This window comes from Streptomyces sp. NBC_00425, from assembly GCF_036030735.1.
In the GTDB taxonomy this organism is placed as follows: Bacteria; Actinomycetota; Actinomycetes; order Streptomycetales; family Streptomycetaceae; genus Streptomyces.
This window is the reverse complement of the sequence record NZ_CP107928.1, coordinates 6,914,469-6,940,346: the sequence shown is the minus strand read 5'-3', so window position 1 is coordinate 6,940,346 and position 25,878 is coordinate 6,914,469. Positions and strand designations below refer to the sequence as shown.

The following is a 25,878-nucleotide window of genomic DNA, read 5'->3' as shown; positions in this document are numbered from 1 at the left end:
GTCTACGACAATCCCGTGCGCCGCATTACGATCAGCGGACCCGTTCGTCAGTTCCCCCTTCGTCAGTTCCCCCCTTTCCCCAGAAGGACAGGCCTCATGGGTTCCGCCAACACCACCGGCAGTGCGGCGCGCAAGGCGCGCATAGAGGAGATGCGGCGGGCCGAACAGGCTCGTGAGCGACGAGGCCGGTTCCTCGTGATCGGGGGCAGCGTCCTCGCCGTCGTCGCGCTCGTCGCCGGCGGCGTGTTCGTCGTGAGGTCGCAGTCCGGCGACGACGCCTCCGCCGCCGACTCCAAAGCCTCCGGGAAGTTCGTCACCGGCGCCGACGGGGTGAAGACGTGGAAGGGGAAGCTGGGGCGCACGCACGTCGCGAAGACCGTGAAGTATCCGACGGAACCGCCCGTCGGCGGCGACCACAACCAGGTCTGGATGAACTGCAACGGCGACGTCTACACCAAGGCGCTCAACAACATGAACGCCGTGCACTCGCTGGAGCACGGCGCGGTCTGGGTGACGTACAACAGCAAGGCGGCCAAGGCCGACGTCGAGGCCCTCGCCGCCAAGGTCAAGAAGACGCCCTACACGCTGATGAGCCCGGACGACGCGCAGGCCGACCCGATCATGCTCACCGCGTGGGGCAACCAGCGCACGGTGACGGGGGCGAGCGACCCGAACGTGGACGCGTTCTTCGCGAAGTTCGTGCAGGGCAAGCAGACGCCCGAACCGGGCGCGGCGTGCACGGGCGGTCTGGCGCAGTGAGGTACGCGGGAGTGGCCGTCGCCGTGGCCGGGGTGCTCGTCGCCGCGGGAGCGATCACTTACTCGGTGGCCGAGGACGGCGGGACGGCGGCCGACGTCCCGGTCGCCGACTCGGCCGACGCCGGGTTCGCCCGGGACATGGCGGTGCACCACCAGCAGGCCGTCGAGATGTCGTACATCGTGCGCGACCGGACGACCGACGAGGAGGTGCGGCGGCTCGCGTACGACATCGCGCAGACCCAGGCCAACCAGCGCGGCATGCTGATCGGCTGGCTGGATCTGTGGGGGCTGCCGAAGGTGTCGTCCGACCCGCCCATGACCTGGATGGGCATGCGCGGGATGAGCGGCGGCAAGGACGGGGCGCTCATGGTCGGCATGGCCACCGACGCCGAGATGAAGCGGCTCGGCACGCTCAACGGCAAGCAGGCAGAGATCCTCTACCTCCAGCTCATGACCGCCCACCACAAGGGCGGTGTCCACATGGCCCAGGGTTGCGTCGACAAGTGCACGGTCGGCGTGGAGAAACGACTCGCGCAGGGCATGGTCGAGGCGCAGCAGTCGGAGATCGATCTCATGGCGGGCATGTTGAAGGCGCGCGGGGCCAAGCCGTGACCGGCGGACGGCCCGGCCGGGGCGGGCGCGGCGCGCCGGCCGCCGGGCCGCCCGCCCGGCCCCACAGGACACCCGTCCGGGCCGCCGCACGACCTCCCCGGGCCTCCCTGCCCTCCCGGGCCTCGCGGGCCTCGTTGGCCTCCCGACCCGGCCCCTGATCCGGCCGCCGGACCGGCTCCTGATCCAGCCCAGACCGACTCCCGACCGGCCCCTGAGCCGGCCCAGCCCGACTGCCGGTCCGGCCCCTGGTGGGCCCCCTAGCTCAACTCATAGGGTTTTCCCTCGACTTCGCGGACGTATCCGTCAAACCGTGCCAGAAAGCGGTCACTTGGGCGCTTCTTGGTGTTCGCATTCCCCTGGCATGAAGGGTTCGTCGCAAGAGTGGCCCGCACGTCGAGTGATCCACTCGCGTCGAACCACCTACAGGGGGTCCTATGAGATCCAATCGCGCCACGCTGCGCGCCGGAGCGAGCATGGCAGCGACACTGCCCATGATCGTCGGCGCGCTCGCGCTCGGCATACCCGCGGCGCACGCCGCGGACGCCCCGGCCCGCGACACGCTGACCGGGACCAAGCCCGCGTGGGCCACGGCCAAGGCGGACAAGGGCTCGACCCCGGACAGTGCGCAGGTCTCCGCCCGGGTCTACCTCGCGGGACGTGACGCGGCCGGCCTCGGCCGGTACGCGCAGGCGGTCTCCGACCCGAGCTCCGCCGCCTACGGCAAGTTCCTCTCCGCCGCGCAGGCGAAGGCCCGCTACGGCGCGACCGCGGCGCAGGTGGCCGCCGTCAAGTCGTGGCTGGCGGCGGCCGGTCTGAAGGTGACCGGCACGACCGAGCACTACGTCTCCGTCAGCGGTGACGTGGCCGCCGTCGAGAAGGCGTTCGGCACCCAGCTGCACAACTACGCCAAGGGCTCGAAGACCTACCGGGCCCCGGCCAAGGCGGCCACCGTCCCGGACAGCCTCGACGGCGCCGTCCTGACCGTCACCGGTCTGGACAACGCCCCGCACAAGGCGACCCACAGCGATCAGCTGCCGGGTCCCGGCGCCGTGTTCAAGAACTCCGGACCGTTCTCCTCGTACTACGGTTCGAACATCGCGACCACGCTGCCGAAGGCGTACGGCAAGTCGATCCCCTACGCCGTCCAGGGTTACACCGGCAAGCAGCTGCGTGCCGCCTACGGGGCGGGCTCGTACACGGGCAAGGGCGTGCGCGTCGCGATCACCGACGCCTTCGCCTCGCCGACGATCGCCTACGACGCGGCCACGTACGCGAAGAAGCACGGCGACGCCGCCTGGAAGACCGGGCAGCTGGGCCAGGTGCTGCCGAAGAACTACACCCACACCGGCGCCGACGAGTGCGACGCCTCGGGCTGGTACGGCGAGGAGACCCTCGACGTCGAGGCCGTGCACGCGGTCGCGCCGGCCGCGAACGTCACGTACGTGGGCGCCGCGTCCTGCATGGACGACGACCTGCTCGACTCGCTGAGCAAGATCGTCGACAACCACCTGGCCGACATCGTCTCCAACTCCTGGGGCGACGTCGAGGCCAACCAGACGCCGGACCTGGCGGCCGCCTACGACCAGGTCTTCCAGTTCGGCGCGGTCGAGGGGATCGGCTTCTACTTCTCCTCCGGCGACAACGGCGACGAGGTCGCCAACACCGGCACCAAGCAGGTCGACACCCCGGCCAACTCGGCGTGGGTGACGGCGGTCGGCGGCACCTCGCTGGCGGTCGGCAAGGGCGACAAGTACCTGTGGGAGACCGGCTGGGGCACCGAGAAGGCCGCGCTGTCCGCGGACGGCAAGAGCTGGACGGGCTTCCCCGGCGCGTACACCTCGGGCGCGGGCGGCGGCACCAGCAAGACGGTCGCCGAGCCGTACTACCAGAAGGGCGTCGTCCCGAACGCGCTCGCCACGGCCAACAACGCCGCCGGCAACCGCGTCGTCCCGGACATCTCGGCGATCGCCGACCCGAACACCGGCTTCAAGGTCGGCCAGACCCAGACCTTCCCGGACGGGTCCGAGCAGTACAGCGAGTACCGCATCGGCGGCACCTCGCTGGCCGCTCCGGTCATCGCGGCCGTGCAGGCGCTGGCCCAGGAGGCGCGCGGCGGCAAGGCGATCGGTTTCGCCAACCCGTCGATCTACTCCAAGTACGGCACGCGGGTCTACCACGACGTGACCGACAACCCCACGGGGTCCGGACTCGCCGTGGCGCGCGTCGACTTCGCCAACAGCGTCGACGCCACCGGCGGCCTGCTGACCTCGGTCCGCAGCCTCGGCAAGGACAGCTCGCTGTCCGCGGTGAAGGGCTACGACGACGTCACCGGCGTGGGCACGCCCGCGAACGGCTACGTCGACTCGTACCGCCGCCGCTGAGCACCGTGACGTGAAGGGGGGCGTGGGGCGATCGACACCCCGCGCCCCCCATCGCGTCGCTCTGACGATTACACTGTTCCCGTGCCTCAACTTCGTCTCGCCCTGAACCAGATCGACTCGCGTGTCGGCGACCTCGCCGGCAACACCGAAACGATCCTCCGCTGGACCCGGCACTCCGCCGAGCAGGGAGCCCACCTCGTGGCGTTCCCGGAGATGGCGCTGACCGGGTATCCCGTCGAGGACCTCGCCCTGCGCTCCTCCTTCGTCGAGGCCTCCCGCACCGCGCTGCGGCAGCTCGCCGCGCGCCTGGCCGACGAGGGCTTCGGCGGGCTGCCGGTCGTCGTCGGCTACCTCGACCGGTCGGAGAACGACCAGCCGCGGTTCGGCCGGCCGGCCGGCTCCCCACGCAACGCCGCGGCGGTGCTGCACGGCGGCGAGGTGGTGCTGTCCTTCGCCAAGCACCACCTGCCCAACTACGGCGTCTTCGACGAGTTCCGCTACTTCGTGCCGGGCGACACCATGCCGGTGCTGCGCGTGCACGGCGTCGACGTGGCCCTCGCGATCTGCGAGGACCTCTGGCAGGACGGCGGCCGGGTCCCCGCGGCGCGCTCCGCCGGAGCCGGTCTGCTGCTCTCCGTCAACGCCTCCCCCTACGAGCGGGACAAGGACGACACCCGCCTCGAGCTGGTCCGCAAGCGGGCGCAGGAGGCCGGCTGCACCACCGCCTACCTCGCGATGATCGGCGGTCAGGACGAGCTCGTCTTCGACGGCGACTCCATCGTCGTCGACAAGGACGGCGAGGTCGTCGCGCGGGCCCCGCAGTTCTCGGAGGGCTGCGTGGTCCTGGACCTGGACCTGCCCGCGGCCTCCCCCGACGCGCCGACGGGCGTCGTGGACGACGGTCTGCGCATCGACCGCGTGGTGCTGTCCGAGGAGCCGCTGCCGCGTTACGAGCCCGAGCTGAGCGGCGGGTACGCGGAGCGGCTGGACGACGCCGAGGAGGTCTACTCGGCGCTGGTCGTGGGCCTGCGGGCGTATGTCGCGAAGAACGGCTTCCGGTCCGTGCTCATCGGGCTGTCGGGCGGGATCGACTCGGCGCTCGTCGCGGCCATCGCCTGTGACGCGGTGGGCGCGCAGAACGTGTACGGCGTGTCGATGCCGTCCAAGTACTCCTCCGACCACTCCAAGGGCGACGCGGCCGAGCTGGCCCGGCGCACCGGGCTGAACTTCCGCACGGTGCCGATCGAGCCGATGTTCGACGCGTACGTGGGTTCGCTGGGACTGACGGGCCTGGCCGAGGAGAACCTCCAGTCGCGTCTGCGCGGGACCCTGCTGATGGCCGTCTCCAACCAGGAGGGCCACATCGTCCTCGCCCCCGGCAACAAGTCGGAGCTGGCGGTCGGCTACTCGACCCTGTACGGCGACTCGGTCGGCGCGTACGGCCCGATCAAGGACGTCTACAAGACGTGGATCTTCCGGCTCGCCGAGTGGCGCAACCGCGCCGCGGCCGAGCGGGGCCAGACCCCGCCGATCCCGGAGAACTCGATCACCAAGCCGCCGAGCGCCGAGCTGCGCCCCGGCCAGGTGGACACGGACTCGCTCCCGGACTACCCGGTCCTGGACGCGATCCTCGAGATGTACGTGGACCGGGACCAGGGCGCGGACGCGATCGTCGCCGCCGGCTACGACCCCGCGCTGGTCGCCAAGACCCTGCGCATGGTCGACACGGCCGAGTACAAGCGCCGCCAGTACCCGCCGGGCGCGAAGATCTCGGCGAAGGGCTTCGGCAAGGACCGCCGCCTGCCCATCACGAACGGCTGGCGCGAGGCGCTGTAGCCGGGGTCGGGGGTCCACCCCGGCAGGGCTCCGCTGGCGCGAGGCGCTGTAGCCGGGATCGGGGGTCCCCCGGCCAGGCTCCGCGCGGAACCCGGCCGGGGGGGGCGGGTCAGCGCAGGGCGGCCCGGCCCACGCCGACGGCTCGCAGGCGCGCTCCCGCGGTCTCCCGGTTCTCGCCGACGGGAGCCACGTCCGGGTCGAGGACCGATCGGCGGCAGGTGGCACGCCTCGGGGACAGCCACCCGCCGCTCACCGGTCACCGGCACCGGTCACCGGTCACGGGGAACGCCGCGGACCCGGCCCGCCGCGAAGGGGCGGGCCGGGCGGGCCGGCGGCCCGCGTCAGTGACGGGCGGCCGCCTTGGCCGGGCGCGGCACGTGGGTCGCGACGACGCGGTCGCGGCCGCTGGGGCGCGGGGCGCGGCGGGCGTCGACGGCGTACGCGACGCCGGCCACCCCCAGTCCCAGTACCGCCAGGGCCGCTCCGGCGATCGCCGGAGAGGTCACGCCGTAGCCGGCCGCGAGGGTCAGGCCGCCGATCCAGGCGCCGCCGGCGTTGGCCATGTTGAACGCGGCCTGGTTGGCGGAGGAGGCCAGCGAGGGGCCCGCGGTCGCCCGTTCCATCACCATCAGGTTGAGCGGCGAGCCGGTCACGAACGCCGCGACGCCCAGCAGGACCACGGCCAGCGCGCCGCCCCAGGCCGTCGTCATCAGCAGCGGGAACAGGGCCAGGACCACGGCCAGCGAGGTGAGTCCGGCGAACAGGGTGGGCCGCATCGCGTGGTCGGCGAGCCGGCCGCCGAGCAGGTTGCCGATGGTGGCGCCGACGCCGAACAGCGCCAGCAGCAGCGTCACGCTGGACCCGGCGTACCCGGCGGAGTCCGTCAGCATGGGCGTGATGTAGCTGTAGGCGGCGAACAGGGCGCCGAAGCCGGCCACCGTCGTGCCGAGCGCCAGCCACACCGGCAGCGAACGCAGGGCGGACAGCTCGCGGCGCAGGCCGACGGCGGGCGCCCGGGTGTGGTCGTGCGGGATCAGCAGGGCCAGGGCGGCGATCGCCGCCAGGCCGATCACGCTGACGCCGAGGAAGGCCGCCCGCCAGCCGAGGTGCTGGCCCACGAGGGTGGCGGCGGGGACGCCGGCGATGTTGGCGACGGTCAGACCGAGGAACATCAGCGACACCGAGCGGGCCTTGCGCTCCGGCGCGACCAGGCTGGTGGCCACCACCGCGCCGACGCCGAAGAAGGCGCCGTGCGGCAGACCGCTGAGGAAGCGGGCGGCCAGCAGCCAGCCGTTGTCCGGAGCCAGCGCGGAGAGCGCGTTGCCCGCGACGAACAGGACCATCAGGGAGATCAGGACGGTGCGGCGGGACATCCGCGCGGTCGCCGCGGCGAGCAGCGGCGCGCCGATGACGACGCCGAGCGCGTACGCGGAGACCAGGTGTCCGGCCGCCGGGATGGAGATGTGCAGGTCGCCCGCGACGTCGGGCAGCAGGCCCATCATCACGAACTCGGTGGTGCCGATGCCGAAGGCACCCACGGCCAGGGCGAGCAGGGCCAGAGGCATGAAGAACTTGCCTTTCGAGGGAGAGCGGGTTCCGTTCACCATACGCTTCGTATGTTCAACTACGGAACAAAGTCTCCCCGGCCAGGTATTCCGGCGGGCGACGCCCCGGTTACGGCGTGGTGACCTTCACACGCGCCGCCACCGGCAGATGGTCGCTGCCCGTCTGCGGCAGCGTCCACGAGGTGACCGGCTCGACGCCCTTCACCATGATCTGGTCGATCCGCGCCATCGGGAACGACGCGGGCCAGCTGAACCCGAAGCCGCTGCCCGCCGCACCCTGGGTGGAGCGCATCTGGGAGGTCACGGCGTTCAACGAGCGGTCGTTCATGGTGCCGTTGAGGTCGCCGAGCAGGATCACCCGGGTCAGCCGCTCGTCGGCGATCGCCTCGCCCAGCGCGTCCGCGCTCTTGTCGCGCTGCCGGGCGGTGAACCCGGCCTGCAGCTTGACCCGCACCGAGGGCAGATGGGCCACGTAGACGGCGACCTCCCCCTGCGGCGTCGCGACGGCCGCCCGCATGGCGCGCGTCCAGCCCAGTTCGATGTCGACGGCCCGCACGCCGCTCAGCGGGTACTTGCTCCACAGCCCGACCGTGCCCTGCACCGAGTGGTACCGGTACGTCGACGCCAGCGCCTTCTCGTACACGGGGACGGCCGAGGCGGTCAGCTCCTCCAGGGCCACCACGTCCGCCTCCGAGGCGGCCACGTCCCGGGCGGTGCCCTGCGGGTCGGGGTTGTCCGCGTTGACGTTGTGGGTGGCCACGGTGAGGTCACCGCCGGCGCCGGTGCGGTCGACGAGCAGTCCGCCGAAGAGGTTCGTCCACACCACGACCGGCAGCACGACGGCGATCAGCGCGGTCGCCGACCTGCGCACCACCGCGAGCACCAGCAGCACCGGCACGAACACGCCGATCCACGGCAGGAACGTCTCCGTGAGGCTGCCGAGGTTGCCGTACCGGTTGGGGATGCGCGAGTGCAGCAGCATCACCAGGGAGAGCGCCAGCGCCACGCCCGCGACGACCAGACCGCGCCGCCAGATGCGCGGGTCCCCCCGCCAGCCCGTGGTCAGCCGGCCCACCAGACGTCCGATCAGGCGCCGGAGCCGGACTCCCCGAGGCTCGTGTCCCGAGTCTCCGTTGCCGTCCGTCTCCGTCATGTACGCCTGCTGCGCCATACCGTCGCCTCACTGCCTGCCGTGCACCGTCCGTCCCCCCGGGTACGACCCTAGGGGATGATCGGCTTGGATCTCGCCGTCTCGTGACGGCCGTACGGGGACGAGGACGAAGGGCGCGGCGCCACGGGTTCCGGGGCCGGCGGGCAGGGCCCGGTCTGTGACGGAACGCTCACATCGGGGTTACGCGTGCGGCGAGCTGACGGGGCGTAGTCCGGCGAGCAGCGAGTCGACGATGCGCTCCGGGAGGTCTTCGGGCAGATCGGCGTCGGGGCGCAGGACGGCGCGCACGAGCATGGGGCCGACGAAGATGTCGTTGACCAGTTCGAGGTCGAGGTCGGCACGGAGTTCGCCGTTCTCCTGTCCCCGGCGCAGGACTTCGACGCCCAGCCTGCGCCGGGGTGCTATCACCATGTTGTGGTAGGCCGTCCAGATCTGCGGACTGCTCTTCATCTGGGCGTGGACGTTGTGCAGGATGGCCGAGGAGCGGCTGGCGAGTCCGCGCCGGCGCAGTGACTCCAGCAGCACGACCAGGTCGTCGCGCATGGAGGTGCCGGGGAGTTCGGGGTCGTCGGGCTCGGCGGCCCGCAGCACGTCCACGAACAGCGCCTCCTTCCCGCTCCAGCGCCGGTAGATGGTGGCCTTGCCGACGCCGGCGGTGCGGGCGATGCGCTCGATGGACATCTCGGCGAGCGAGACGCCGTCCTCCAGCAGCTTCATCGTGACGTCGATGATGGCCCGTTCCAGGGCTTCGTTCCGGGGCCGCCCCCGGACGGGCTGCTCGACGGCTGCGCTGTCGGCGGGGCTCACGTCCACTGATCCTTTCGTCGCACTGCGGGAATTGTCGCCCACCGGACGGGCGGAGGCGGCGGCCGTCCGCCGCACCCGCCCGCCGGCCGGCCACTACGACGTGGTGCGGGCCGGCTGCTCCTCCTCCGCGTCGGCGGGCACGGGCTTCGGGCGGCCCGGCAGGAACGCGGCGACCACGGCCGCGCCCACGAGCGCCACCCCGGCCCCGCACAGGGCGGTGACGTGCATGGCGTGCAGGAAGGCGTCGTTGGCAGGGCCGACCAGCGCCTTGCCCCGGTCGCCGAGGCTCGCCGCGACCCCGAGCGTCGCCTCGATCGACTCCCCCGCCGTGTGCCGCAGGCCCTCCGGCAGCGCGCCGAGGCTGCCCTCGATGCCGTCGCGGTACGAGGTCGACAGCACCGAGCCGAGGACGGCGATGCCGAGCGCGCCGCCGACCTGGCGGAAGGTGTTGCTCAGCGCGGAGGCCGAGCCGGCCTTCTCGCGGGGCAGCGCCTGCATGATGACCACGCTGGTCGGGGTCATGATGTGGGCCATTCCGGCGCCCATGCAGAAGAAGACGACCTCCAGCAGCCAGATCGGGGTGTCCGCCTCCAGCAGGGCGAACGCCCCCAGCGTCGCGGTGAGGAGGAGCATGGCCGCCGTGGTCGTGGCCCTGACTCCTATGCGGTCCACTACGAGCCGGGCGCGCGGCGCGAAGATCAGCTGGGCGGCGGCCAGCGGCAGCAGCAACAGGCCGGTCTGCAGCGGTGAGTAGCCGCGCACGCTCTGGGTGTAGAAGACCGAGAAGAACGTCACGCCCATCAGCGCGAAGAAGACGAGCGCGATGACGCAGATCGCGGCCGAGAACACCTTGTTCCGGAAGTACCCGACGTCGACCGACGGATGGTCGCTGCGCTTCTCGAACACCACGAACGCGGCGAGGACCGCCAGTCCCGCCCCTATGGTCACGAGCACGGTCGGGTCGGTGAAGTCGGCCAGCTCACCGCCCTTGATGATGCCGTAGACGAGCAGGACGAGGCCGACGACCGACAGGGCGACACCGACGGGATCGAGGCGGCCGGGGTTCGGGTCGCGGGACTCGGGCACCAGCCACATCATCAGCCCGAACGCGAGCAGCACGATGGGCACGTTGATGAGGAACACCGAACCCCACCAGAAGTGCGCGAGGAGCAGACCGCCGGTGATGGGCCCGATCGCGATGGCGAGCCCGACGCCGCCCGCCCAGATGCCGATCGCCTTGGGCTGCTCCTCGCGCTCGAAGACGTTCATCAGGACGGCGAGGGTGGCGGGCATCACGAAGGCGGCGCCGAGGGCCATCAGCGCGCGGAAGGCGATGAGCTGGGCGGGCGTGCCGGACTCGGCCGCGAGCGCGGAGCCGATGCCGAACACGGCGAGTCCGCCGAGCAGGACCTTCTTGCGGCCGATCCGGTCGCCGAGGAGGCCCGCGGAGAACAGCAGTCCCGCGAAGACGAGCGTGTAGGCGTTGATCGCCCACTCCAGCTCGCTCTGGGTGGCGCCGAGGCCGGTCGGGGCGGGCGTCGAGATCGTCTTGATCGCGACGTTCAGGATCGAGTTGTCGAGCACCACGATCAGCAGGCTCAGCATCAGGACGCCGAGGATCGCCCAACGACGCCGGTGCACCGCTTCCGGTATCCGCGGAGCGGTGGGGACGGCAGGAGTAGTCATGGCGACGAGCTTAGGCGTTTCCGATACGGACCCGTCTCGTATCGGAAAGCCCGGAGGGTGTTTCTTACTGAGGTTTTACCCACAGCGGGCGCTCTGGCTCTCGCCCGGGCGAAGTGCCACCATGGGCAGTGGTCCGGGGACGCCGTGAGGGCGCCTCGAGATGACGTTAGGAGCCGTTGCCATGACGCAGCTCTCGGCTGCCCGCAATGCCCCGCAGAAGCCCACCGACGGCAGCAACGCGCTGTACGGGGGCAAGGGCACCCGCCGCATCACCGTCCGCGACATCGCCCTCGCCAAGGAACGCGGCGAGAAGTGGCCCATGCTCACCGCCTACGACGCGATGACCGCCTCCGTCTTCGACGAGGCCGGGATCCCCGTGATGCTCGTCGGCGACTCGGCGGGCAACTGCCACCTCGGCTACGAGACGACCGTGCCCGTCACCCTCGACGAGATGACCATGCTGTCGGCGGCCGTCGTGCGGGGCACCTCCCGTGCGCTGATCGTCGGCGACCTGCCGTTCGGCTCCTACCAGGAGGGCCCGGTGCAGGCGCTGCGCTCGGCGACGCGCCTGGTGAAGGAGGCCGGGGTCGGGGCCGTGAAGCTGGAGGGCGGCGAGCGCTCGCACCGGCAGATCGAGCTGCTGGTGGAGTCCGGCATCCCGGTCATGGCGCACATCGGCCTGACCCCGCAGTCCGTGAACGCGATGGGCTACCGCGTACAGGGGCGCGGCGAGGAGGCGGCCCAACAGCTGCTGCGGGACGCCAAGGCCGTGCAGGACGCGGGCGCGTTCGCGGTGGTGCTGGAGCTGGTACCGGCGGAGCTGGCGGCCGAGGTCACGCGCGTGCTGCACATCCCGACCGTCGGCATCGGCGCCGGTCCGCAGACGGACGCCCAGGTGCTGGTGTGGACCGACATGCTCGGGCTGACCGGCGGCCGGGTGCCGAAGTTCGTCAAGCAGTACGCGAACCTGCGTGAGGTGATGGGCGACGCGGCCAAGGCCTTCGCCGAGGACGTCGTCGGCGGAACGTTCCCGCTGGACGAGCACAGCGTCCACTGAGCCGGCCGCGCCGACGGGGTGGGCGCCCGGCCGGGACGGAGGTCCCCCGGTCGCGTCCACCCCGTCGGCGCGCCGGCTGACGGGCAACAGGCGGGTCCGCGGGCGGTCCGCAGACAGCCTGTAGGCGGTCTGTCGGCAGCCCTGTAGGCGGTCTGTAGGCGGTCTGTAGGCAGCGCGGCAGTTCCCCGCAGGCGCCTGCGGCCGGTGTCGGCGGCCTGTCGGAAGTCTGTCGGCGGCGGTTGCCACTGTTGCGGCATGACGCGAATCCACAACAACCCCAGCGGCGCGGGCAGCGCCGTGACCGTCCGGGGGCTGGTCAAGCACTACGGCGAGACGAAGGCGCTGGACGGGGTCGACCTCGATGTGCGCGAGGGCACCGTGATGGGGGTCCTCGGTCCGAACGGCGCCGGGAAGACCACCCTCGTCCGGATCCTGTCCACCCTGCTGGCCGCCGACAGCGGCCGGGCGACCGTCGCCGGCTACGACGTCGCGGCCCAGCCCCGGCAGCTGCGCCGGGTGATCGGCCTCACCGGCCAGTACGCCTCCGTCGACGAGAAGCTCCCCGGGTGGGAGAACCTGTACCTCATCGGCCGGCTGCTCGACCTGTCCCGCAGGGACGCCCGGGTGCGCGCCGACGAGCTGTTGGAGCGGTTCACGCTCACCGAGGCCGCCAAGCGGCCCGTGGCCACCTACTCCGGCGGCATGCGGCGACGGCTGGACCTCGCCGCGTCGATGATCGGACGGCCGAGCGTGCTGTTCCTCGACGAACCCACCACGGGACTGGACCCCCGCACCCGCAACGAGGTGTGGACCGAGGTCAAGTCCATGGTCGGGGACGGCGTCACCGTCCTGCTGACCACCCAGTACATGGAGGAGGCCGAGCAGCTCGCCTCCGAGCTGACCGTCGTCGACCGGGGCAAGGTCATCGCGGGCGGCGGCATCGAGGAGCTGAAGGCCCGGGTCGGCGGCCGCGCCCTGCGGATCCGGCCCGCCGACCCGCTGCAGCTGCGACCGCTGGCCGGCTGGCTCGACGAGCTCGGCATCACCGGGCTCGCCGCCACCGCCGTGGACGCCGAACGCGGCTCGGTCCTGGTCCCGGTGCTGAGCGACGAACAGCTGACCGCCGTCATCGGCGCGGTCAGCGCCCGCGGCGTCACCCTGACCTCCCTCACCACCGAACTGCCCAGCCTGGACGAAGTGTTCCTCTCCCTCACCGGCCACCGCGCCGACTCCGCCCCGAACGACGCCACACCCACCGAGACCCGCGAGGAGGTCGCCGTATGAGCGCGGCCACGATCGACATCAGCACGGCAGCCGACGGACGCATCCCGGTGCGCAGCCACCTGCGGCACACCGGCGCGCTGATCCGCCGCAACCTGCTGTGGATCAGACAGGACCCGGAGTCGATGTTCGACGCGGTCCTCTTCCCGGTGATCTTCACCCTGCTCTTCGTGTACGTCTTCGGCGGCTCCATCGGGCAGTCGCTGGGCGGCGGTCAGGAGGCGTACGTGCAGTACGTCATCCCCGGGCTGCTGGCCATGATGGGGATGAACATGGCGCAGGGCGTGGGCACCGGCTTCAACACGGACTTCAACTCCGGGGTCATGGACCGCTTCCGGTCACTGCCCATCGGACGGGGCTCGGTGCTCTTCGCCAAGATCGTCGTGGAGCTGATGCGCATGCTGGTCGCGTGCGGGATCCTCATGGTGGTGGCCGTCCTGGTGGGCTTCGACATCACCCACTGGCCCGGTCTCTTCGCCGCCGTGGGGCTGGCCACCGTGTTCGGCTCGGCTCTGATGTGGGTGTTCCTCACGCTCGGCGTGATCATGAAGAGCGCGCAGTCCGTGCAGGCGATGGGCTTCCTGGTGCTGATGCCGCTGCAGTTCGGCTCGTCGATCTTCGCGCCGACCCGGTCGATGCCGGGCTGGCTGCAGAACTTCACCGCGTACAACCCGCTGTCGGCGCTCGCCGACGCGGCGCGCGGACTCATGGTGGGCGGTCCGGTCGCGCACGGCCTGTGGGTGACGCTCGCCTGGTCTGCGGGGCTCACCGCGGTGATGGCGCCGGTCGCGATCCACAAGTTCCGCACGAAGACCTGAGCCGCGCGCGGTGCGCAGGGCCGGCACGACCGGGCCGGCCCGCCGGGTCGTCGCGACCCGGGCCGGCCCGGATCGACGCGTCACACCAGGGCGGTGGCCTCCTCGTAGGAGAGGCCGCCGCCCTCGGCGTACGCCCGCTCGAAGTGTTCGTCGCCGAGCGCCGCGCGGATGCGGCTCAGGGCGAGTTCACGCGCCTCGCGCTCCAGGCGCGGGGGGACGTGCCGCGGCGGCAGCAGGGCGGCGGCGGCCCCGAGACAGCGGGCGCCGGCGTCCGCGCCGCCTTCCACGCCGGTGAGGGCGGTCGCGGCGATGGAGAGATAGAAGGAGCGCAGGTGCGGGGCGACGGCCTCGGACACCGGGTCGGTCGCCCGGCCGAGGGCGGAGCGGATGCCCGGCAGGGCCTGCTCATACCGGCCGTCGACCACCTCCAGCCAGGCCTCCGCGCCCAGGATGAACGCGTCGAAGACCGCGAAGTTCCCGAACGTCACGCTCTCGCGCAGCAGCCGGAGTTGTTCGCGGCCCTCGGCGATGCGCCCCGTCGAACCGAGCCGGCCGGCCAGGAAGAGGCGGGCCGCGGGGGCGGCCTCGTTGCCGCCGTGCGCCGGACCGTCGATCACCTCGCGCAGCAGGCGCTCTCCCTGCTCCCCGTCGCCCGCCTCCAGCAGCACGCTGCCCAGCCGGGCGCCGAGAACCGCCGCGTGGGCGCGGGCGCCGATCCGTTCGGCGTGCTCCCTGGCGCCCACGTAGTCGACGGCGGCGCGGCGGTAGTCGCCCAGCCGCTCGTGGGCTTCGGCGCGCGCGGACAGGGCTTCCACGATGCCCCACACGTCGCCGAGCCGGCGGAAGATCTCCAGGGCCTCGTCCGCGTCACGGAAGGCGCTGCCGGCCCAGTCCGCGCGGTTGGCGAAGACGTTGGCGCGCATCTGCAGGCAGGAGGCGAGCTCCCACTCGTAACCGGGCGTCCGGCGGCAGGTCTCCACGTTGGCGTCGACGATCACGCGCATGCGGTCCGTGTCGCCGGTCAGCATCACGGCGAAGAACCAGAGCAGGCCGGGCGCGCGGCAGGTCTGCGGGAGACCGGGCTCGTAGGCCTGGGCGATCAGCTTCAGCTTGCGCTGCGCCGCCGGGCTCCGCCAGTCGTCCGCCTGGTTCTCCATACAGGCGAGATGGGCGAGATGGACGCCACGGCGCGCCTCCAGGAGGGTCTCTCCGGTGAACGGCGGCGGGAAGTCGGTGCAGGGCTTCCACACCGGGGCCGCCCGGCGCAGCGGCTCGGCGAACGGATCGGGGCCGAGGGCCATGACCTCGGCGCACCAGGCTCCCGCCTCGAGGCGCAGATCCCGCATCTGCCAGTACCAGACGAGGGACAGCGTCAGGCTGAGCGCCTCCTGCTCGTCGCGGGCGGCGACCGCGCGGCGCAGCGCGGTGCGCAGGTTCTCGTACTCCAGCTGGATGCTTTCGGCGGCCTCGCGCTGACCGGGACCGCGCAGCAACGGCTCGGTGGTGCGGGCGAACTCGCGGTAGTACGTCAGGTGTGCGCGCTCGGCGGCGGCCCGTCCGCCCGACTCGTCCAGCCGCTCGGCCGCGTACTCGGCGACCGTCTCCAGCAGCCGGTAGCGCATGTCCCCGCCGGGCGCCGGGGCGGCGACGACGAGGGACTTGTCGACCAACGAGGCCAGGGTGTCGAGGGGTTCGCGGGGCGGCCGGCCCGCGCGGGCGTCCCGCACGTCACGACCGCCGCCCTCGCCGCGGCCTTCCTCGCCGGCGCCGGGGGCGGCGCCGCACACGGCTTCCACGGCGGCGAGGTCGCAGCCGCGCGCGAAGACCGAGAGCCGGGCCAGGACTTCGCGTTCGTCCGCGTCGAGCAGGTCCCAGGACCAGTCGACGACGGCCCGCAGGGTCTGCTGGCGCGGCAGCACCGTGCGGCTGCCCGAGGTGAGGAGGCGGAAGCGGTCGTCGAGGCGGTCGGCGATCTGGCGTGGCGTCAGCATGCGCAGCCGGGCGGCGGCCAGTTCGAGGGCGAGGGGCAGACCGTCCAGACGCCGGCAGATCTCGGCGCAGGCCTCGGGGTCGTCCTCGGTGCGGAAGCCCGGCCGGGCGGCCGCGCCCCGGTCGGCGAGCAGTCGCAGGGCGACCGGCTCGGGCAGCGGGTCGAGCGGACGCAGCCTCTCGCCGGGCACGCCGAGCGGCTCGCGGCTGGTGGCCAGCACCGTCACCCCGGGACAGCGCGCCAGCAGTTCCTCGACGAGCCGGGCGGCCGCCTCCACCACGTGCTCGCAGTTGTCGAGAACGATCAGCATGCGGCGCCGGGCGCAGTGCTCGACCAGGCGCTCCACGGGGTCGCCGTGGCGTTCGGCGGCAGCCCGCAGCTCCTCGGCGCCGGCGCCGTACAGCACGGTCTCACGGGCTCCCACGGCGGTGAGGACGGCCTGCGGGACCGCGTCCGCGGCGGCGACGGGCGCGAGCTCGGCCAGCCACACGCCGTCGCTCGCGATGTCCCGGACGGTTTCGGCGGCCTCCTGCGACAACCGCGTCTTGCCGGCCCCGCCGGGCCCGAGCAGGGTGACGAGCCGCGCGCCGGCCAGGTCCTCCCGGATGGCCGCGATGTCGTCCTCCCGCCCGACGAAGGAGGTCAGCCGGGCGCGGAGGTTGCCGGGGGCCCGCGGCTCCGGGGCCTCGGCGCCCGCGCCGACGGGCCCCGGGCGGGTGAAGGCCGGGCCGCCGGAGACCGTGCCTCCCGGTCCCCCGGTGCTCACCGCCGTCGGACGGCGCTCAGAAGCACCGGCCAGACCGTCCCCCGCCGGATCACCGGCACCACCGGAAAACCCGGCCCCGCCGGTGCCGCCGGAACGGTTCGGCTCGTCGAGCCGATCGAAGCCGCAGACGTCGCGGAAGACATCGGAGCCGCGGTAAAGCCCGGAGTCGGAAGAAAGCCCCGGACCGCCCGGAACACCCTGGTCGCCAGAGCTCCCCTGACCGCCCGGGGCGCCCGGCGCACCGGAGTCGCGGGAGCGCTCAAGATCCCCCGGGACGCGGGAAGACCCGGGGTCGCCCGGGACACCGGAACGCCCTCGGCCGCCCGCCGCACCCGAGCCACGGGAAAGCCCGGCGTCGCCAGAGCTCCCCGAACTGCGCGGAACACCCTGGTCGCCAGAGCTCCCCGGACCGCCCGGGACACCAGGGTCGCGGGAAGGCCCCGGACCGCCCGGACCATCTGGGTCGCGGGAGGGTCCCGGATCGCCCGGGGCGCCGGCGTCTCGGGCGCGCCCGGGGGCTTTGGAGGCGCTCGGGACTCCGGGGGCGGCCAGGTCACCGGGGTTGAGCAGTTCCGTGTGGAGGGTGCGGAGTTCGGGGCCCGGATCGGCGCCGAGGCGGTCGGCCAGCAGTCGGCGCACCTCGTCGTAGGCGACCAGCGCCTGGGCGGTGCGGCCAGCGTCGCGCAGGGCGCGCAGGCGCAGGGCCTGGAGGGGCTCGTCCAGGGGGTGGGCGTCGCACAGGGCGGTGAGTTCGGGCAGCGACTGCTCGGCCTGGCCCCGGGCGATCGCGGCGGTGTGGCGGGCGCGCAGCGCGTCGATCCGGCGGGCCTCCCAGCGGCCGGCCTCGGCCGTCCGGTCGGGCAGGTCGACGAGAGCCGGTCCGTGCCAGAGGCCGAGCGCGTCGTCCAGCAGGACGGCCGCCTTCGCCGGGTCGCCGTCGGCGAGGGCGCGGACGCCGTCGCCGGTCAGCCGCTCGAAACGGTGCAGGTCGACGTCGTCGGGGGCGGCGGCCAGCCGGTAGCCGCCCTCGGCGGAGTCGATCGCGTCCGCCCCGAGGGCCCGGCGCAGCCGCCCGACCAGCGCCTGCAGGGCGCCCGGCGCGTCGGCGGGCGGGTCACCCGTCCAGACCTCCTCCACCAGCAGCCCCACGGGAACGCTCCGGCCGGCCCGCAGCGCCAGCACGGTGAGCAGCGCGCGCAGCCGCGCTCCGCCGACGGCGACGGAGCTTCCGTCCGGACGGAGTGCTTGGGTGGTGCCGAGGATGCGATAGCGCACGGGGTTCATTCTCTCCGGTGGGATCGTGGTCGGTCACGGGGTTCCGTCGGGGTGGCGCGAGCGGCCGCCGCGCGGGAGGCCGGTGCCGCGCCGGAACCGGGGGCGTGGACGGGACGTTTCTCCTGTACGCCCCGTCCGGGTACGGTCGGGCAGTTCCACCCGCGCGTGCCGGACGCGCGAACCGATCCAGGGGGCTCCATGACCACCGCCACCTCCCGCCGCAGCGAGCGGCGGATCAGTCCCGTCTTCCTGGGGATCCTGGCCGTCACCGCGGTCACGGGCTGGGCCACCTGGTCCGGGTTCGCCGAGCAGCCGGGTGTGGCGGTGTTCCTGTTCGTGACGGCGGCGTGGATCGTGTCGCTGTGTCTGCACGAGTACGCGCACGCCCGTACCGCGCTGCACAGCGGGGACATCTCCGTCGGCGCGAAGGGGTACCTGACGCTCAACCCCCTCAAGTACACGCACGCCCTGCTCAGCGTCGTGCTGCCGGTACTGTTCGTGATCATGGGCGGGATCGGTCTGCCGGGCGGCGCCGTCTTCATCGAGCGCGGCCGGATCCGCGGACGCTGGCGGCACAGCCTGATCTCGGCGGCGGGCCCGCTGACCAACGTGCTGTTCGCGGTGGTGTGCACGGCGCCCTTCTGGCTGGACGCGCTGGACGGGGTGCCGGACGACTTCCGGTACGCGCTCGGTTTCCTCGCCCTGCTCCAGGTCACTGCGGCGATCCTGAACTTCCTGCCGGTGCCGGGGCTGGACGGCTACGGGGTCGTCGAGCCGTGGCTGTCGTACAACGTGAAGCGGCAGGTGGAGCCGTTCGCGCCGTTCGGACTGCTGTTCGTGTTCGCGCTGCTGTGGGTGCCGGCGGTGAACGGCGTCTTCTTCGACATGGTCGACGCGGTGCTGCGCGCCCTCGGGATCAGCGACTTCGACACGTACTGCGGTCAGTCGCTGTACCGCTTCTGGGAGGGCGCGGACGAGTACTGCGCGGTCAGCCCGTGACGTCGGCGCCGGCGGCCCGGCGGGCCTTGTCGCGCTTCATGTAGTACCAGGTCATGTTGGACGACAGGCCCGCGAGCAGCACCCACACGATGCCCAGGAAGCTGCCCTGGACGAACGAGACGACCGCCGCGGCCACGGCGAGCACGCAGACGACGAGGGTGTAGAGGGCGAGTCGCCGGTCCTGGCCGGGCGGGGGAACGGGGGGCATGGGGCGGTTCTCTCCTGTCGGGGGACACTGCCGGGCTGGCTCCGACCAGTGTCCCCCATGCGCTCATACGTCCGTGACGCGCAGCCCGGCGTGGGCCTTGTAGCGGCGGTTGACCGAGATCAGGTTGGCGACCAGGGACTCCACCTGGTGGGCGTTGCGCAGCCGGCCGGCGAAGACGCCGCGCATGCCGGGGATGCGGCCGGCCAGCGCCTGCACGATCTCGACGTCCGCACGCTCCTCGCCCAGCACCATGACGTCGGTGTCGATCTCGTCGATCTCCGGGTCCTGGAGCAGGACGGCCGACAGGTGGTGGAAGGCGGCGGCGACCCGGGAGTCCGGCAGCAGGGCGGCGGCCTGCTCGGCGGCGCTGCCCTCCTCCGGCTTGAGCGCGTAGGCGCCCTTCTTGTCGAAGCCGAGCGGGTTGACGCAGTCGACGACGAGCTTGCCGGCCAGTTCCTCGCGCAGGGACTCCAGCGTCTTGCCGTGGCCGTCCCACGGGACGGCGACGATCACGATGTCGCTGCGGCGCGCGGTCTCGGCGTTGTCGGCGCCCTCGACGCCGTGGCCGAGCTCCTCGGCGGCGGCCAGGGCGCGGTCGGCGGCGCGGGAGCCGATGATCACCTTCTGGCCGGCCTTGGCGAGCCGGTAGGCGAGGCCCTTGCCCTGCGGCCCGGTGCCGCCGAGTACGCCGACGACCAGGCCGCAGACGTCGGGGAGGTCCCACGGGTCCTTCGCGGGCGCCTTCGCCGGCGCGCCCGCGGAGGCGTTTCGTGCACTGTCGGTAGAGGTCATGGGCCGACTGTACGTGGGGGTGCGCGGCGGTCTTCCCCAGGTCGGGTGAATGCGGGGCGATCGCCGGCCGCCGGCGGCCGGACTGCGACAGCATGCGGCGGCATGGACGCCGTACGGGTCGCACTGCTGCGTGAGGTGCTCGCCGGGACCGAGTGGCTGGGGGCCACCCGGCGGTTCGCCGCGGTGCTGCGGGGGTCGGTGGTGTCGCACGGCGGCGGGCTGCTGCTGGTCGGCTCGGCGCGGTACGAGCCCTGGCATCTGGCGGCGCACCTGGCGGACGAGGCCGCGTGGTCGGGCACTCCGGAGCTGGCGCCGACGCTGGTGCGTCATCGCCCCCGTCCGTCGGACCCGGCGCATCTGGCGGTCGGGCTGGGCCGGATCGAGGCGGCGCGGCGTGGCGAGACGCTGCTGGTGGCGACGCCGGTGGGGGACGCTCCGCTGCTGGAGCGGGTGTCGGAAGCCCGGCGGGCCGGGGTCACGATCCTGGCGCTCGGCCTCGGCGGGGCGGAGCTGACGGCCCTGGCGCACGAGACGCTGGCCGTGCCGGACGGCTCCCCGCTGGACCTGGACACGGTGCAGCACCTGGTGAGCGCGGCGGCCGGCGAGGCGCTGCCGCCGACCCGGGGGCGCCGGCGGCTGCGCGACCGTCTCTCCCGTCTCGCCGAACGTCTGACGGCGCCGCCTCCTCCCGCCTGGTGACCCGCTCCGGGGCCCGGGGGCGGTCCGGTGGCAGCGAAGGGGAAATGCAGTCGCCGCCCTCCGCGACGCCGACCGAGCATGGCTGACAAGCGGCTCCTCATCGGGTGGACCACGGCGGGGCAGGGGCTGCTCAGCGCGGTGCTGCCGGGGCTGATGACCTACGACGCCCGGACGAACGCGCACGCGGTGCGGCTGCGCGCGCAACGCGCGGCCGCACCCTCGCCCGCTCGGGACGGCTGATCAGCCGCCGTCCGGCGCGCCGCCCTTGGGGGCGTCGTGCCACTTGGGGTCGTTCTCCCACTCGAGGTTGCGCTCGCGGGCGGTCTGCATCGCGTGCTCGGCCTCCCCGCGGGTGGCGTACGGGCCGAAGCGGTCCTTGGCCGGGCACTCGGGACCCTCTTCGACCTTCTTGTGCTCCAGGCAGTAGTACCACTCGCCCGGTTTGCCGGCGGTCCGCTTCTTGAACAGGGGCATGACGGCTCCTCTCGCCATCGTCATGTTCCCCCATGGCCGCTCGTTAGACTCACTGGCATGTCTGGCCAGTCACTGCTCGTACCAGGCGAGCTGTCCCCCATCCGTTCGGTGCCCGGTAACATCCGCCGGCCCGAGTACGTCGGCAAGCCCGCGCCGACGCCGTACACCGGGCCGGAGGTGCAGACGCCGGAGACGATCGAGGCGATGCGCCGGGCCGGCCGGATCGCCGCGCAGGCGATGGCGGAGGCGGCGAAGCTGATCTCGCCGGGCGTCACCACCGACGAGCTGGACAGGGTCGCGCACGAGTACATGTGCGATCACGGCGCCTACCCGTCGACGCTCGGCTACCGCGGCTTCCCGAAGTCCCTGTGCACGAGCGTGAACGAGGTCATCTGCCACGGCATCCCTGACTCGACGGTGCTGCGGGACGGCGACATCGTCAACCTGGACGTGACGGCGTACATCGGCGGGGTGCACGGCGACAACAACGCCACGTACCTGGTCGGGGACGTGGACGAGGAGTCGCGGCTGCTGGTGGAGCGGACCCGGGAGTCCCTGGAGCGGGCGATCAAGGCGGTCAGGCCCGGACGGCAGATCAACATCATCGGGCGGGTCATCGAGTCGTACGCGAAGCGGTTCGGGTACGGGGTGGTGCGGGACTTCACCGGCCACGGGATCAACTCCTCGTTCCACTCCGGGCTGATCGTCCCGCACTACGACAGTCCGCACGCGACGACCGTCATCCAGACCGGGATGACGTTCACGATCGAGCCGATGCTGACGCTCGGCACCCACGACTACGACATGTGGGACGACGGCTGGACCGTGGTGACCAAGGACCGCAGGCGGACGGCCCAGTTCGAGCACACGCTCGTCGTGACGGACACCGGCGCGGAGATCCTGACGCTGCCGTAGCCGGGGCCTGTCGTACGGGGCGCTGGAGGCCGGGGCGGGAGCGGCCGGCGTCCGATCCGGCGGCCGGGATGTTCGTCCGGCCGGAGCGCTCTCGGCCTGAGCCGGTCGCGCGGACGGGCCCCCTCGCCTCGCGGCGAGGGGGCCCGTCATGACGTCAGAAACGGTCGCAGTGCTTGCCGGCCCAGAAGATGTCGGCCGAGACCGTGTCGACAGCGCCGATGTACGGGCTGCAGACGCCCTTGTCCCCGCCGAAGTGGTGGTGCTCGCGGGGACCCTCGTCGGCGGTGGCGCTCGTCGCGCCGGCGGCGGCGAGGGCGATGCCCAGGACGGTGGCGGCGAGGGCTGAACGGATACGCATGGTGTTCCTCTCACGGGGCTGAGCGGTCACGCCCAGTGGTCCCCGTTCACCTCCGCGCGCACACGCCACACCACCCGTACGGACGCCGACGCACAGCCGTAGGGCTCAACGCTCGAGGAACACCCGCCCGCCGATCTCCACCCAGCCGTACGGCTGCGGGGCCGTCAGGATCTGGGAGCCCGCACCCTGCGTGATGTTCAGGGCCCGGCCGAGGCGCTCGGTGAGCAGCAGCGCGGCGGCGCCCGTCGCCTCGTCCTCCTCGATGCCGTCGTCACGGCCGGGAAAGCCGCGGGCGCGGATCCGGCCCGCGGGCTCGTCCTCCCAGGCCCATGCGTAGATCCACTCGCCCTTCGGCGGCAGCGGCAGGTCGTCGACCTCGGCGGCGGTGGCGTACTGGCGCAGGGTGCGCGGCGGGACCCACTCGGCGCGGGCCTCGATCCAGGTGAACTCCCCGTCGAGCCGGGTGCCGACGACCCCGGCGGGCGGGACGAGCTCGGGCACGTCGAGCAGCCAGCCGACGCCCACGCACGGGTGGCCGGCGAACGGCAGCCGCATGGTGGGCGTGTAGATGTCGATGACGCCGCGTTCGGGGTCGTCGACGAACACGGTCTCGCTGAAGCCGAGTTTGGCCGCGAGCTCCTGCCGGTCCGCACGCTCGGGCAGCACCGAGCCTTCGCGCACCACGCCCAGTTCGTTGCCGTAGCCGCCGTTCGGCGCGCAGAAGACGCGGAGCACGTCGTAATCAGTCACCGGGGAATTGAAGCACTGCCGGCGGCGGCCCACGGCGATCCCGGCGGTCCTGAAAACGGAATCTTTGAATCTCCTTTGACTTGTTCTTGACGTCCGTTTTGGGAGTCCGTGATCATCTCGTGCTCTTACAGCGTCTATGAGAGCTGAATCACGGCCCGGACGGGTATTACGCAGGTAAGCCTTGGATAAGTTAGGCGAGCCTCACCAATCCGTGTGAGCCCTGTCACGTGATTTTTCAGCCACCGCTGGGAGCCCGAATGCGAGCCGCCCGACTCTCCGTCGTCACCGCCGTCGCCATGGCGACGGCCCTGACCGCCGTCACGGCCTGCACCTCGAAAAGCGGGGACGAGGACGGCGAGCGGGTCATCGCGGTCACCGCCACCGACTCCAAGTGCGAGACCTCCAAGAAGGAGATCTCCGCCGGCCACGTCGAACTCGCCATCGAGAACAAGGGCTCCAAGGTCACCGAGGTCTATATCCTCTTCCCCGACGACCGGGTCGTCAGCGAGCGCGAGAACATCGGCCCCGGCACCAAGCAGCGGGTCACCGCCGAGGTGAAGGCCGGCGCCTACGAGATCGCCTGCAAGCCGGGCATGAAGGGCGACGGCATCCGCCAGGACCTCAAGGTCACCGGCGGCTCCGCGGCCAAGCGCGACCCCCGTCTGGACAAGGCCGTGGCCGCCTACCGCTCCTACGCGCAGGCCCAGGCCGACGAGACCCTGCCCAAGGTCGCGACCTTCGTCGCGGCGGTCAAGGCCGGCGACCTCGAGGCCGCGAAGAAGGCCTACGCCCCCTCCCGCATCGGCTGGGAGCGCACCGAGCCGGTCGCGGAGTCCTTCGGCGACATCGACCCGAAGGTCGACGTCCGCGCCGACGGCCTGGAGGCCGGCCAGAAGTGGACCGGCTGGCACCGGCTGGAGAAGGCCCTCTGGCAGGACAAGAAGATCGGCGCCGAGGAGAAGACCCTCGCCGACCAGCTGGTCACCGACCTGACCGACTGGCAGAAGCGGGTCGGCAAGGCCGAGATCACCCCGACCTCCATGGCCAACGGCGCCAAGGAGCTCCTCGACGAAGTCGCCACCGGCAAGGTCACCGGCGAGGAAGAGCGCTACTCGCACACCGACCTCGTCGACTTCAAGGCCAACGTCGAGGGCGCGCAGAAGTCGTACGAGCTGCTGAAGCCGGTCGCCCAGGAGAACGACCCGGCCCTGGTCACCGAGCTGGACAAGCAGTTCGCCGCGCTGAACGCGCTGCTGGACGCCTACCGGCCGAACGCCACGTCCTACGAGTTCACCTCGTACGACAAGGTCGGCGCCGCCGACCGCAAGAAGCTGTCGGACGGGGTCAACGCGCTCGCGGAACCCCTGTCCAAGCTCGCCGCCGCCGTCGCCAAGTAACCGAACAGCATCCGAGGGGCCAGGACATGACGGAGTCGGACATCCAGGGCGCCAGCCCGTCGCGACGGTCGCTGATCGGCTGGGGCGGTGCCGGGCTCGCGCTCGGCGCCGCCGCGGCGGGCGGCGCGGTCGCGATGACCCGCACCGGCAACGACGTGGACCCGGTGGCCGCCGACGCGGGCGCCGCGGTCGACTTCCACGGCGCGTACCAGGCGGGCATCGCCACGCCCGTGCAGGACCGGCTGCACTTCGCCGCGTTCGACGTGACGACCACGGACCGCGCCGAGTTCGTCCAGCTGCTGAAGGACTGGACCGAGGCGGCCCGCCGGATGACGGCCGGGAAGGCGGTCGGCGAGGGCGCGTTCGGCGGCCTTCCCGAGGCGCCGCCGGACGACACCGGCGAGGCGCTGGGCCTCAAGCCGTCCCGGCTGACCCTGACGGTCGGCTTCGGGCCCTCCCTGTTCACGAAGTTCGACCTCGCCGCCCGGCGGCCGGACGCACTCGTCGACCTGCCCGCCTTCGCCGGGGACGCGCTCGACGCGGCCCGCAGCAATGGCGACCTGTGCGTCCAGGCCTGCGCGGACGATCCTCAGGTCGCCGTGCACGCGATCCGCAACCTGGCCCGGATCGGCATGGGCAAGGTCGTCATCCGCTGGTCGCAGCTCGGCTTCGGCAAGACCTCCTCCACCACGCCCGACGCGCAGACCCCGCGCAACCTGATGGGCTTCAAGGACGGCACCCGCAACATCGCGGGCACCGAGACCGACCGGCTGAAGAAGTTCGTGTGGGTCGGCGAGAAGGACGGTCCCGACTGGATGACGGGCGGCTCCTACCTCGTGGCCCGGCGCATCCGGATGCACATCGAGACCTGGGACCGCACCTCGTTGCAGGAGCAGGAGGACATCTTCGGCCGCGACAAGGGCGAAGGCGCCCCGGTCGGCAAGGCGAAGGAACACGACGAGCCGTTCCTGAAGGCGATGAAGCCCGACGCGCACGTCCGGCTCGCGCACCCCGACTCCAACCAGGGGTCGACGATCCTGCGCCGCGGCTACTCGTTCACCGACGGCACCGACGGTCTGGGCCGGCTGGAGGCGGGGCTGTTCTTCCTCGCCTACATGCGCGACGTGAGCAACGGGTTCGTCCGCATCCAGCGCCACCTGGCGACCGACGCGCTCAACGAGTACATCCAGCACGTGGGTTCGGCCGTCTTCGCCGTCCCGCCGGGCGTCCGCGACAAGGACGACTGGTGGGGCCGGACGCTGTTCTCCAAGGAGGCGTAGCCC

General features: G+C 72.4%; 23 protein-coding genes. 13 read left to right on the top strand and 10 right to left on the bottom strand.

Annotated elements, in window-relative coordinates:
* The first annotated feature begins 96 nt into the window (after nucleotides 1-96).
* The 4 genes from OHS82_RS30455 (at nucleotide 97) to OHS82_RS30440 (ending at nucleotide 5,587) form a co-directional block, all read left to right on the top strand.
* Nucleotides 97-759, top strand: coding sequence for a DUF3105 domain-containing protein (locus OHS82_RS30455; protein ID WP_057583286.1), 663 nt, complete (start codon nucleotides 97-99; stop codon nucleotides 757-759).
* Nucleotides 760-770: 11 nt separating this feature from the next.
* The gene (locus OHS82_RS30450; protein ID WP_079041574.1) at nucleotides 771-1,370 is read left to right on the top strand and encodes a DUF305 domain-containing protein; all 600 of its coding nucleotides are present in this window, start codon (nucleotides 771-773) and stop codon (nucleotides 1,368-1,370) included.
* Between the two features lie 473 nt (nucleotides 1,371-1,843).
* On the top strand, nucleotides 1,844-3,751 hold the full coding sequence (locus tag OHS82_RS30445; RefSeq protein ID WP_242433404.1) for a S53 family peptidase: 1,908 nt from the start codon (nucleotides 1,844-1,846) through the stop codon (nucleotides 3,749-3,751).
* A gap of 81 nt (nucleotides 3,752-3,832) precedes the next feature.
* Nucleotides 3,833-5,587, top strand: coding sequence for an NAD+ synthase (locus OHS82_RS30440; RefSeq protein WP_328434990.1), 1,755 nt, complete (start codon nucleotides 3,833-3,835; stop codon nucleotides 5,585-5,587).
* 341 nt (nucleotides 5,588-5,928) lie between these two features.
* On the opposite strand, the gene OHS82_RS30435 is transcribed toward OHS82_RS30440, so the two are convergent.
* The 4 genes from OHS82_RS30435 to OHS82_RS30420 form a co-directional block, all read right to left on the bottom strand.
* A complete protein-coding gene (locus tag OHS82_RS30435; protein ID WP_057583455.1) occupies nucleotides 5,929-7,152 on the bottom strand; it encodes an MFS transporter in 1,224 nt (407 codons plus the stop codon).
* Nucleotides 7,153-7,261: 109 nt separating this feature from the next.
* A complete protein-coding gene (locus tag OHS82_RS30430) occupies nucleotides 7,262-8,323 on the bottom strand; it encodes an endonuclease/exonuclease/phosphatase family protein (protein WP_057583279.1) in 1,062 nt (353 codons plus the stop codon).
* 180 nt (nucleotides 8,324-8,503) lie between these two features.
* Nucleotides 8,504-9,130 (bottom strand): TetR/AcrR family transcriptional regulator, encoded by a 627-nt coding sequence (locus OHS82_RS30425; protein ID WP_057583453.1) that lies wholly within the window; start codon nucleotides 9,128-9,130, stop codon nucleotides 8,504-8,506.
* 93 nt (nucleotides 9,131-9,223) lie between these two features.
* Nucleotides 9,224-10,816 (bottom strand): MFS transporter, encoded by a 1,593-nt coding sequence (locus tag OHS82_RS30420; protein ID WP_057583277.1) that lies wholly within the window; start codon nucleotides 10,814-10,816, stop codon nucleotides 9,224-9,226.
* 181 nt (nucleotides 10,817-10,997) lie between these two features.
* Here OHS82_RS30420 and panB point away from each other — a divergent pair, with 181 nt between their 5' ends.
* The 3 genes from panB (at nucleotide 10,998) to OHS82_RS30405 (ending at nucleotide 13,972) form a co-directional block, all read left to right on the top strand.
* Nucleotides 10,998-11,873, top strand: coding sequence for a 3-methyl-2-oxobutanoate hydroxymethyltransferase (gene panB, locus OHS82_RS30415; RefSeq protein ID WP_057583275.1), 876 nt, complete (start codon nucleotides 10,998-11,000; stop codon nucleotides 11,871-11,873).
* A gap of 255 nt (nucleotides 11,874-12,128) precedes the next feature.
* Nucleotides 12,129-13,157, top strand: a complete 1,029-nt coding sequence (locus OHS82_RS30410) for an ATP-binding cassette domain-containing protein (protein WP_328434989.1) — start codon at nucleotides 12,129-12,131, stop codon at nucleotides 13,155-13,157.
* Nucleotides 13,154-13,972: an ABC transporter permease gene (locus OHS82_RS30405; protein ID WP_057583272.1), complete on the top strand. Its 819-nt coding sequence runs from the start codon at nucleotides 13,154-13,156 to the stop codon at nucleotides 13,970-13,972. The genes OHS82_RS30410 and OHS82_RS30405 overlap by 4 nt, the downstream gene beginning before the upstream one ends.
* A gap of 80 nt (nucleotides 13,973-14,052) precedes the next feature.
* Here OHS82_RS30405 and OHS82_RS30400 read toward each other — a convergent pair whose 3' ends face one another.
* Nucleotides 14,053-18,012 (bottom strand): AfsR/SARP family transcriptional regulator, encoded by a 3,960-nt coding sequence (locus OHS82_RS30400; protein ID WP_328434988.1) that lies wholly within the window; start codon nucleotides 18,010-18,012, stop codon nucleotides 14,053-14,055.
* A gap of 189 nt (nucleotides 18,013-18,201) precedes the next feature.
* Between OHS82_RS30400 and OHS82_RS30395 the strand changes: the two genes are divergently transcribed.
* Complete coding sequence (locus OHS82_RS30395; RefSeq protein ID WP_328434987.1) at nucleotides 18,202-19,002, top strand: site-2 protease family protein; 801 nt, start codon at nucleotides 18,202-18,204, stop codon at nucleotides 19,000-19,002.
* Here OHS82_RS30395 and OHS82_RS30390 read toward each other — a convergent pair.
* Nucleotides 18,992-19,210, bottom strand: coding sequence for a hypothetical protein (locus OHS82_RS30390; protein ID WP_057583266.1), 219 nt, complete (start codon nucleotides 19,208-19,210; stop codon nucleotides 18,992-18,994). The two genes, OHS82_RS30395 and OHS82_RS30390, sit on opposite strands and share 11 nt — an antisense overlap.
* Before the next feature lie 63 nt (nucleotides 19,211-19,273).
* On the bottom strand, nucleotides 19,274-20,002 hold the full coding sequence (gene npdG / locus OHS82_RS30385; RefSeq protein ID WP_057583264.1) for an NADPH-dependent F420 reductase: 729 nt from the start codon (nucleotides 20,000-20,002) through the stop codon (nucleotides 19,274-19,276).
* Nucleotides 20,003-20,104: 102 nt separating this feature from the next.
* Here npdG and OHS82_RS30380 point away from each other — a divergent pair, with 102 nt between their 5' ends.
* Nucleotides 20,105-20,701, top strand: a complete 597-nt coding sequence (locus OHS82_RS30380) for a hypothetical protein (protein WP_057583262.1) — start codon at nucleotides 20,105-20,107, stop codon at nucleotides 20,699-20,701.
* 78 nt (nucleotides 20,702-20,779) lie between these two features.
* Entirely contained in the window at nucleotides 20,780-20,941 is a 162-nt protein-coding gene (locus tag OHS82_RS30375) for a hypothetical protein (protein ID WP_157876452.1), read from the top strand.
* Here OHS82_RS30375 and OHS82_RS30370 read toward each other — a convergent pair whose 3' ends face one another.
* Nucleotides 20,942-21,175 (bottom strand): hypothetical protein, encoded by a 234-nt coding sequence (locus tag OHS82_RS30370; protein ID WP_057583260.1) that lies wholly within the window; start codon nucleotides 21,173-21,175, stop codon nucleotides 20,942-20,944.
* A 57-nt stretch (nucleotides 21,176-21,232) separates the two neighbouring features.
* Here OHS82_RS30370 and map point away from each other — a divergent pair, with 57 nt between their 5' ends.
* On the top strand, nucleotides 21,233-22,090 hold the full coding sequence (gene map / locus OHS82_RS30365) for a type I methionyl aminopeptidase (protein ID WP_266728284.1): 858 nt from the start codon (nucleotides 21,233-21,235) through the stop codon (nucleotides 22,088-22,090).
* 154 nt (nucleotides 22,091-22,244) lie between these two features.
* Here the strand turns inward: map and OHS82_RS30360 are convergent, their stop codons facing one another.
* Nucleotides 22,245-22,448, bottom strand: coding sequence for a hypothetical protein (locus OHS82_RS30360; protein WP_057583258.1), 204 nt, complete (start codon nucleotides 22,446-22,448; stop codon nucleotides 22,245-22,247).
* A gap of 105 nt (nucleotides 22,449-22,553) precedes the next feature.
* Nucleotides 22,554-23,198 carry a PhzF family phenazine biosynthesis protein gene (locus tag OHS82_RS30355; protein ID WP_328434986.1) on the bottom strand — a complete coding sequence of 215 codons (645 nt, stop codon included), beginning with the start codon at nucleotides 23,196-23,198 and terminating at the stop codon, nucleotides 22,554-22,556.
* 257 nt (nucleotides 23,199-23,455) lie between these two features.
* Between OHS82_RS30355 and efeO the strand changes: the two genes are divergently transcribed.
* Both efeO and efeB read left to right on the top strand, forming a co-directional pair.
* Nucleotides 23,456-24,595, top strand: a complete 1,140-nt coding sequence (gene efeO / locus OHS82_RS30350; protein ID WP_057583256.1) for an iron uptake system protein EfeO — start codon at nucleotides 23,456-23,458, stop codon at nucleotides 24,593-24,595.
* A 26-nt stretch (nucleotides 24,596-24,621) separates the two neighbouring features.
* Nucleotides 24,622-25,875: an iron uptake transporter deferrochelatase/peroxidase subunit gene (gene efeB, locus OHS82_RS30345; protein ID WP_266728292.1), complete on the top strand. Its 1,254-nt coding sequence runs from the start codon at nucleotides 24,622-24,624 to the stop codon at nucleotides 25,873-25,875.
* Nucleotides 25,876-25,878 lie beyond the last annotated feature (3 nt).

Bases quoted from the DNA above. Each gene is read 5' to 3' on its own strand.
- OHS82_RS30455 (WP_057583286.1), top strand. From the start codon at position 97: ATGGGTTCCGCCAACACCACCGGCAGTGCGGCGCGCAAGGCGCGCATA.
- OHS82_RS30445 (WP_242433404.1), top strand. From the start codon at position 1,844: ATGGCAGCGACACTGCCCATGATCGTCGGCGCGCTCGCGCTCGGCATA.
- OHS82_RS30435 (WP_057583455.1), bottom strand. From the start codon at position 7,152: ATGCCTCTGGCCCTGCTCGCCCTGGCCGTGGGTGCCTTCGGCATCGGC.
- OHS82_RS30430 (WP_057583279.1), bottom strand. From the start codon at position 8,323: ATGGCGCAGCAGGCGTACATGACGGAGACGGACGGCAACGGAGACTCG.
- OHS82_RS30420 (WP_057583277.1), bottom strand. From the start codon at position 10,816: ATGACTACTCCTGCCGTCCCCACCGCTCCGCGGATACCGGAAGCGGTG.
- panB (WP_057583275.1), top strand. From the start codon at position 10,998: ATGACGCAGCTCTCGGCTGCCCGCAATGCCCCGCAGAAGCCCACCGAC.
- OHS82_RS30410 (WP_328434989.1), top strand. From the start codon at position 12,129: ATGACGCGAATCCACAACAACCCCAGCGGCGCGGGCAGCGCCGTGACC.
- OHS82_RS30405 (WP_057583272.1), top strand. From the start codon at position 13,154: ATGAGCGCGGCCACGATCGACATCAGCACGGCAGCCGACGGACGCATC.
- OHS82_RS30400 (WP_328434988.1), bottom strand. From the start codon at position 18,012: ATGAACCCCGTGCGCTATCGCATCCTCGGCACCACCCAAGCACTCCGT.
- OHS82_RS30395 (WP_328434987.1), top strand. From the start codon at position 18,202: ATGACCACCGCCACCTCCCGCCGCAGCGAGCGGCGGATCAGTCCCGTC.
- OHS82_RS30390 (WP_057583266.1), bottom strand. From the start codon at position 19,210: ATGCCCCCCGTTCCCCCGCCCGGCCAGGACCGGCGACTCGCCCTCTAC.
- npdG (WP_057583264.1), bottom strand. From the start codon at position 20,002: ATGACCTCTACCGACAGTGCACGAAACGCCTCCGCGGGCGCGCCGGCG.
- OHS82_RS30380 (WP_057583262.1), top strand. From the start codon at position 20,105: ATGGACGCCGTACGGGTCGCACTGCTGCGTGAGGTGCTCGCCGGGACC.
- OHS82_RS30375 (WP_157876452.1), top strand. From the start codon at position 20,780: ATGGCTGACAAGCGGCTCCTCATCGGGTGGACCACGGCGGGGCAGGGG.
- OHS82_RS30370 (WP_057583260.1), bottom strand. From the start codon at position 21,175: ATGCCCCTGTTCAAGAAGCGGACCGCCGGCAAACCGGGCGAGTGGTAC.
- map (WP_266728284.1), top strand. From the start codon at position 21,233: ATGTCTGGCCAGTCACTGCTCGTACCAGGCGAGCTGTCCCCCATCCGT.
- OHS82_RS30360 (WP_057583258.1), bottom strand. From the start codon at position 22,448: ATGCGTATCCGTTCAGCCCTCGCCGCCACCGTCCTGGGCATCGCCCTC.
- efeO (WP_057583256.1), top strand. From the start codon at position 23,456: ATGCGAGCCGCCCGACTCTCCGTCGTCACCGCCGTCGCCATGGCGACG.
- efeB (WP_266728292.1), top strand. From the start codon at position 24,622: ATGACGGAGTCGGACATCCAGGGCGCCAGCCCGTCGCGACGGTCGCTG.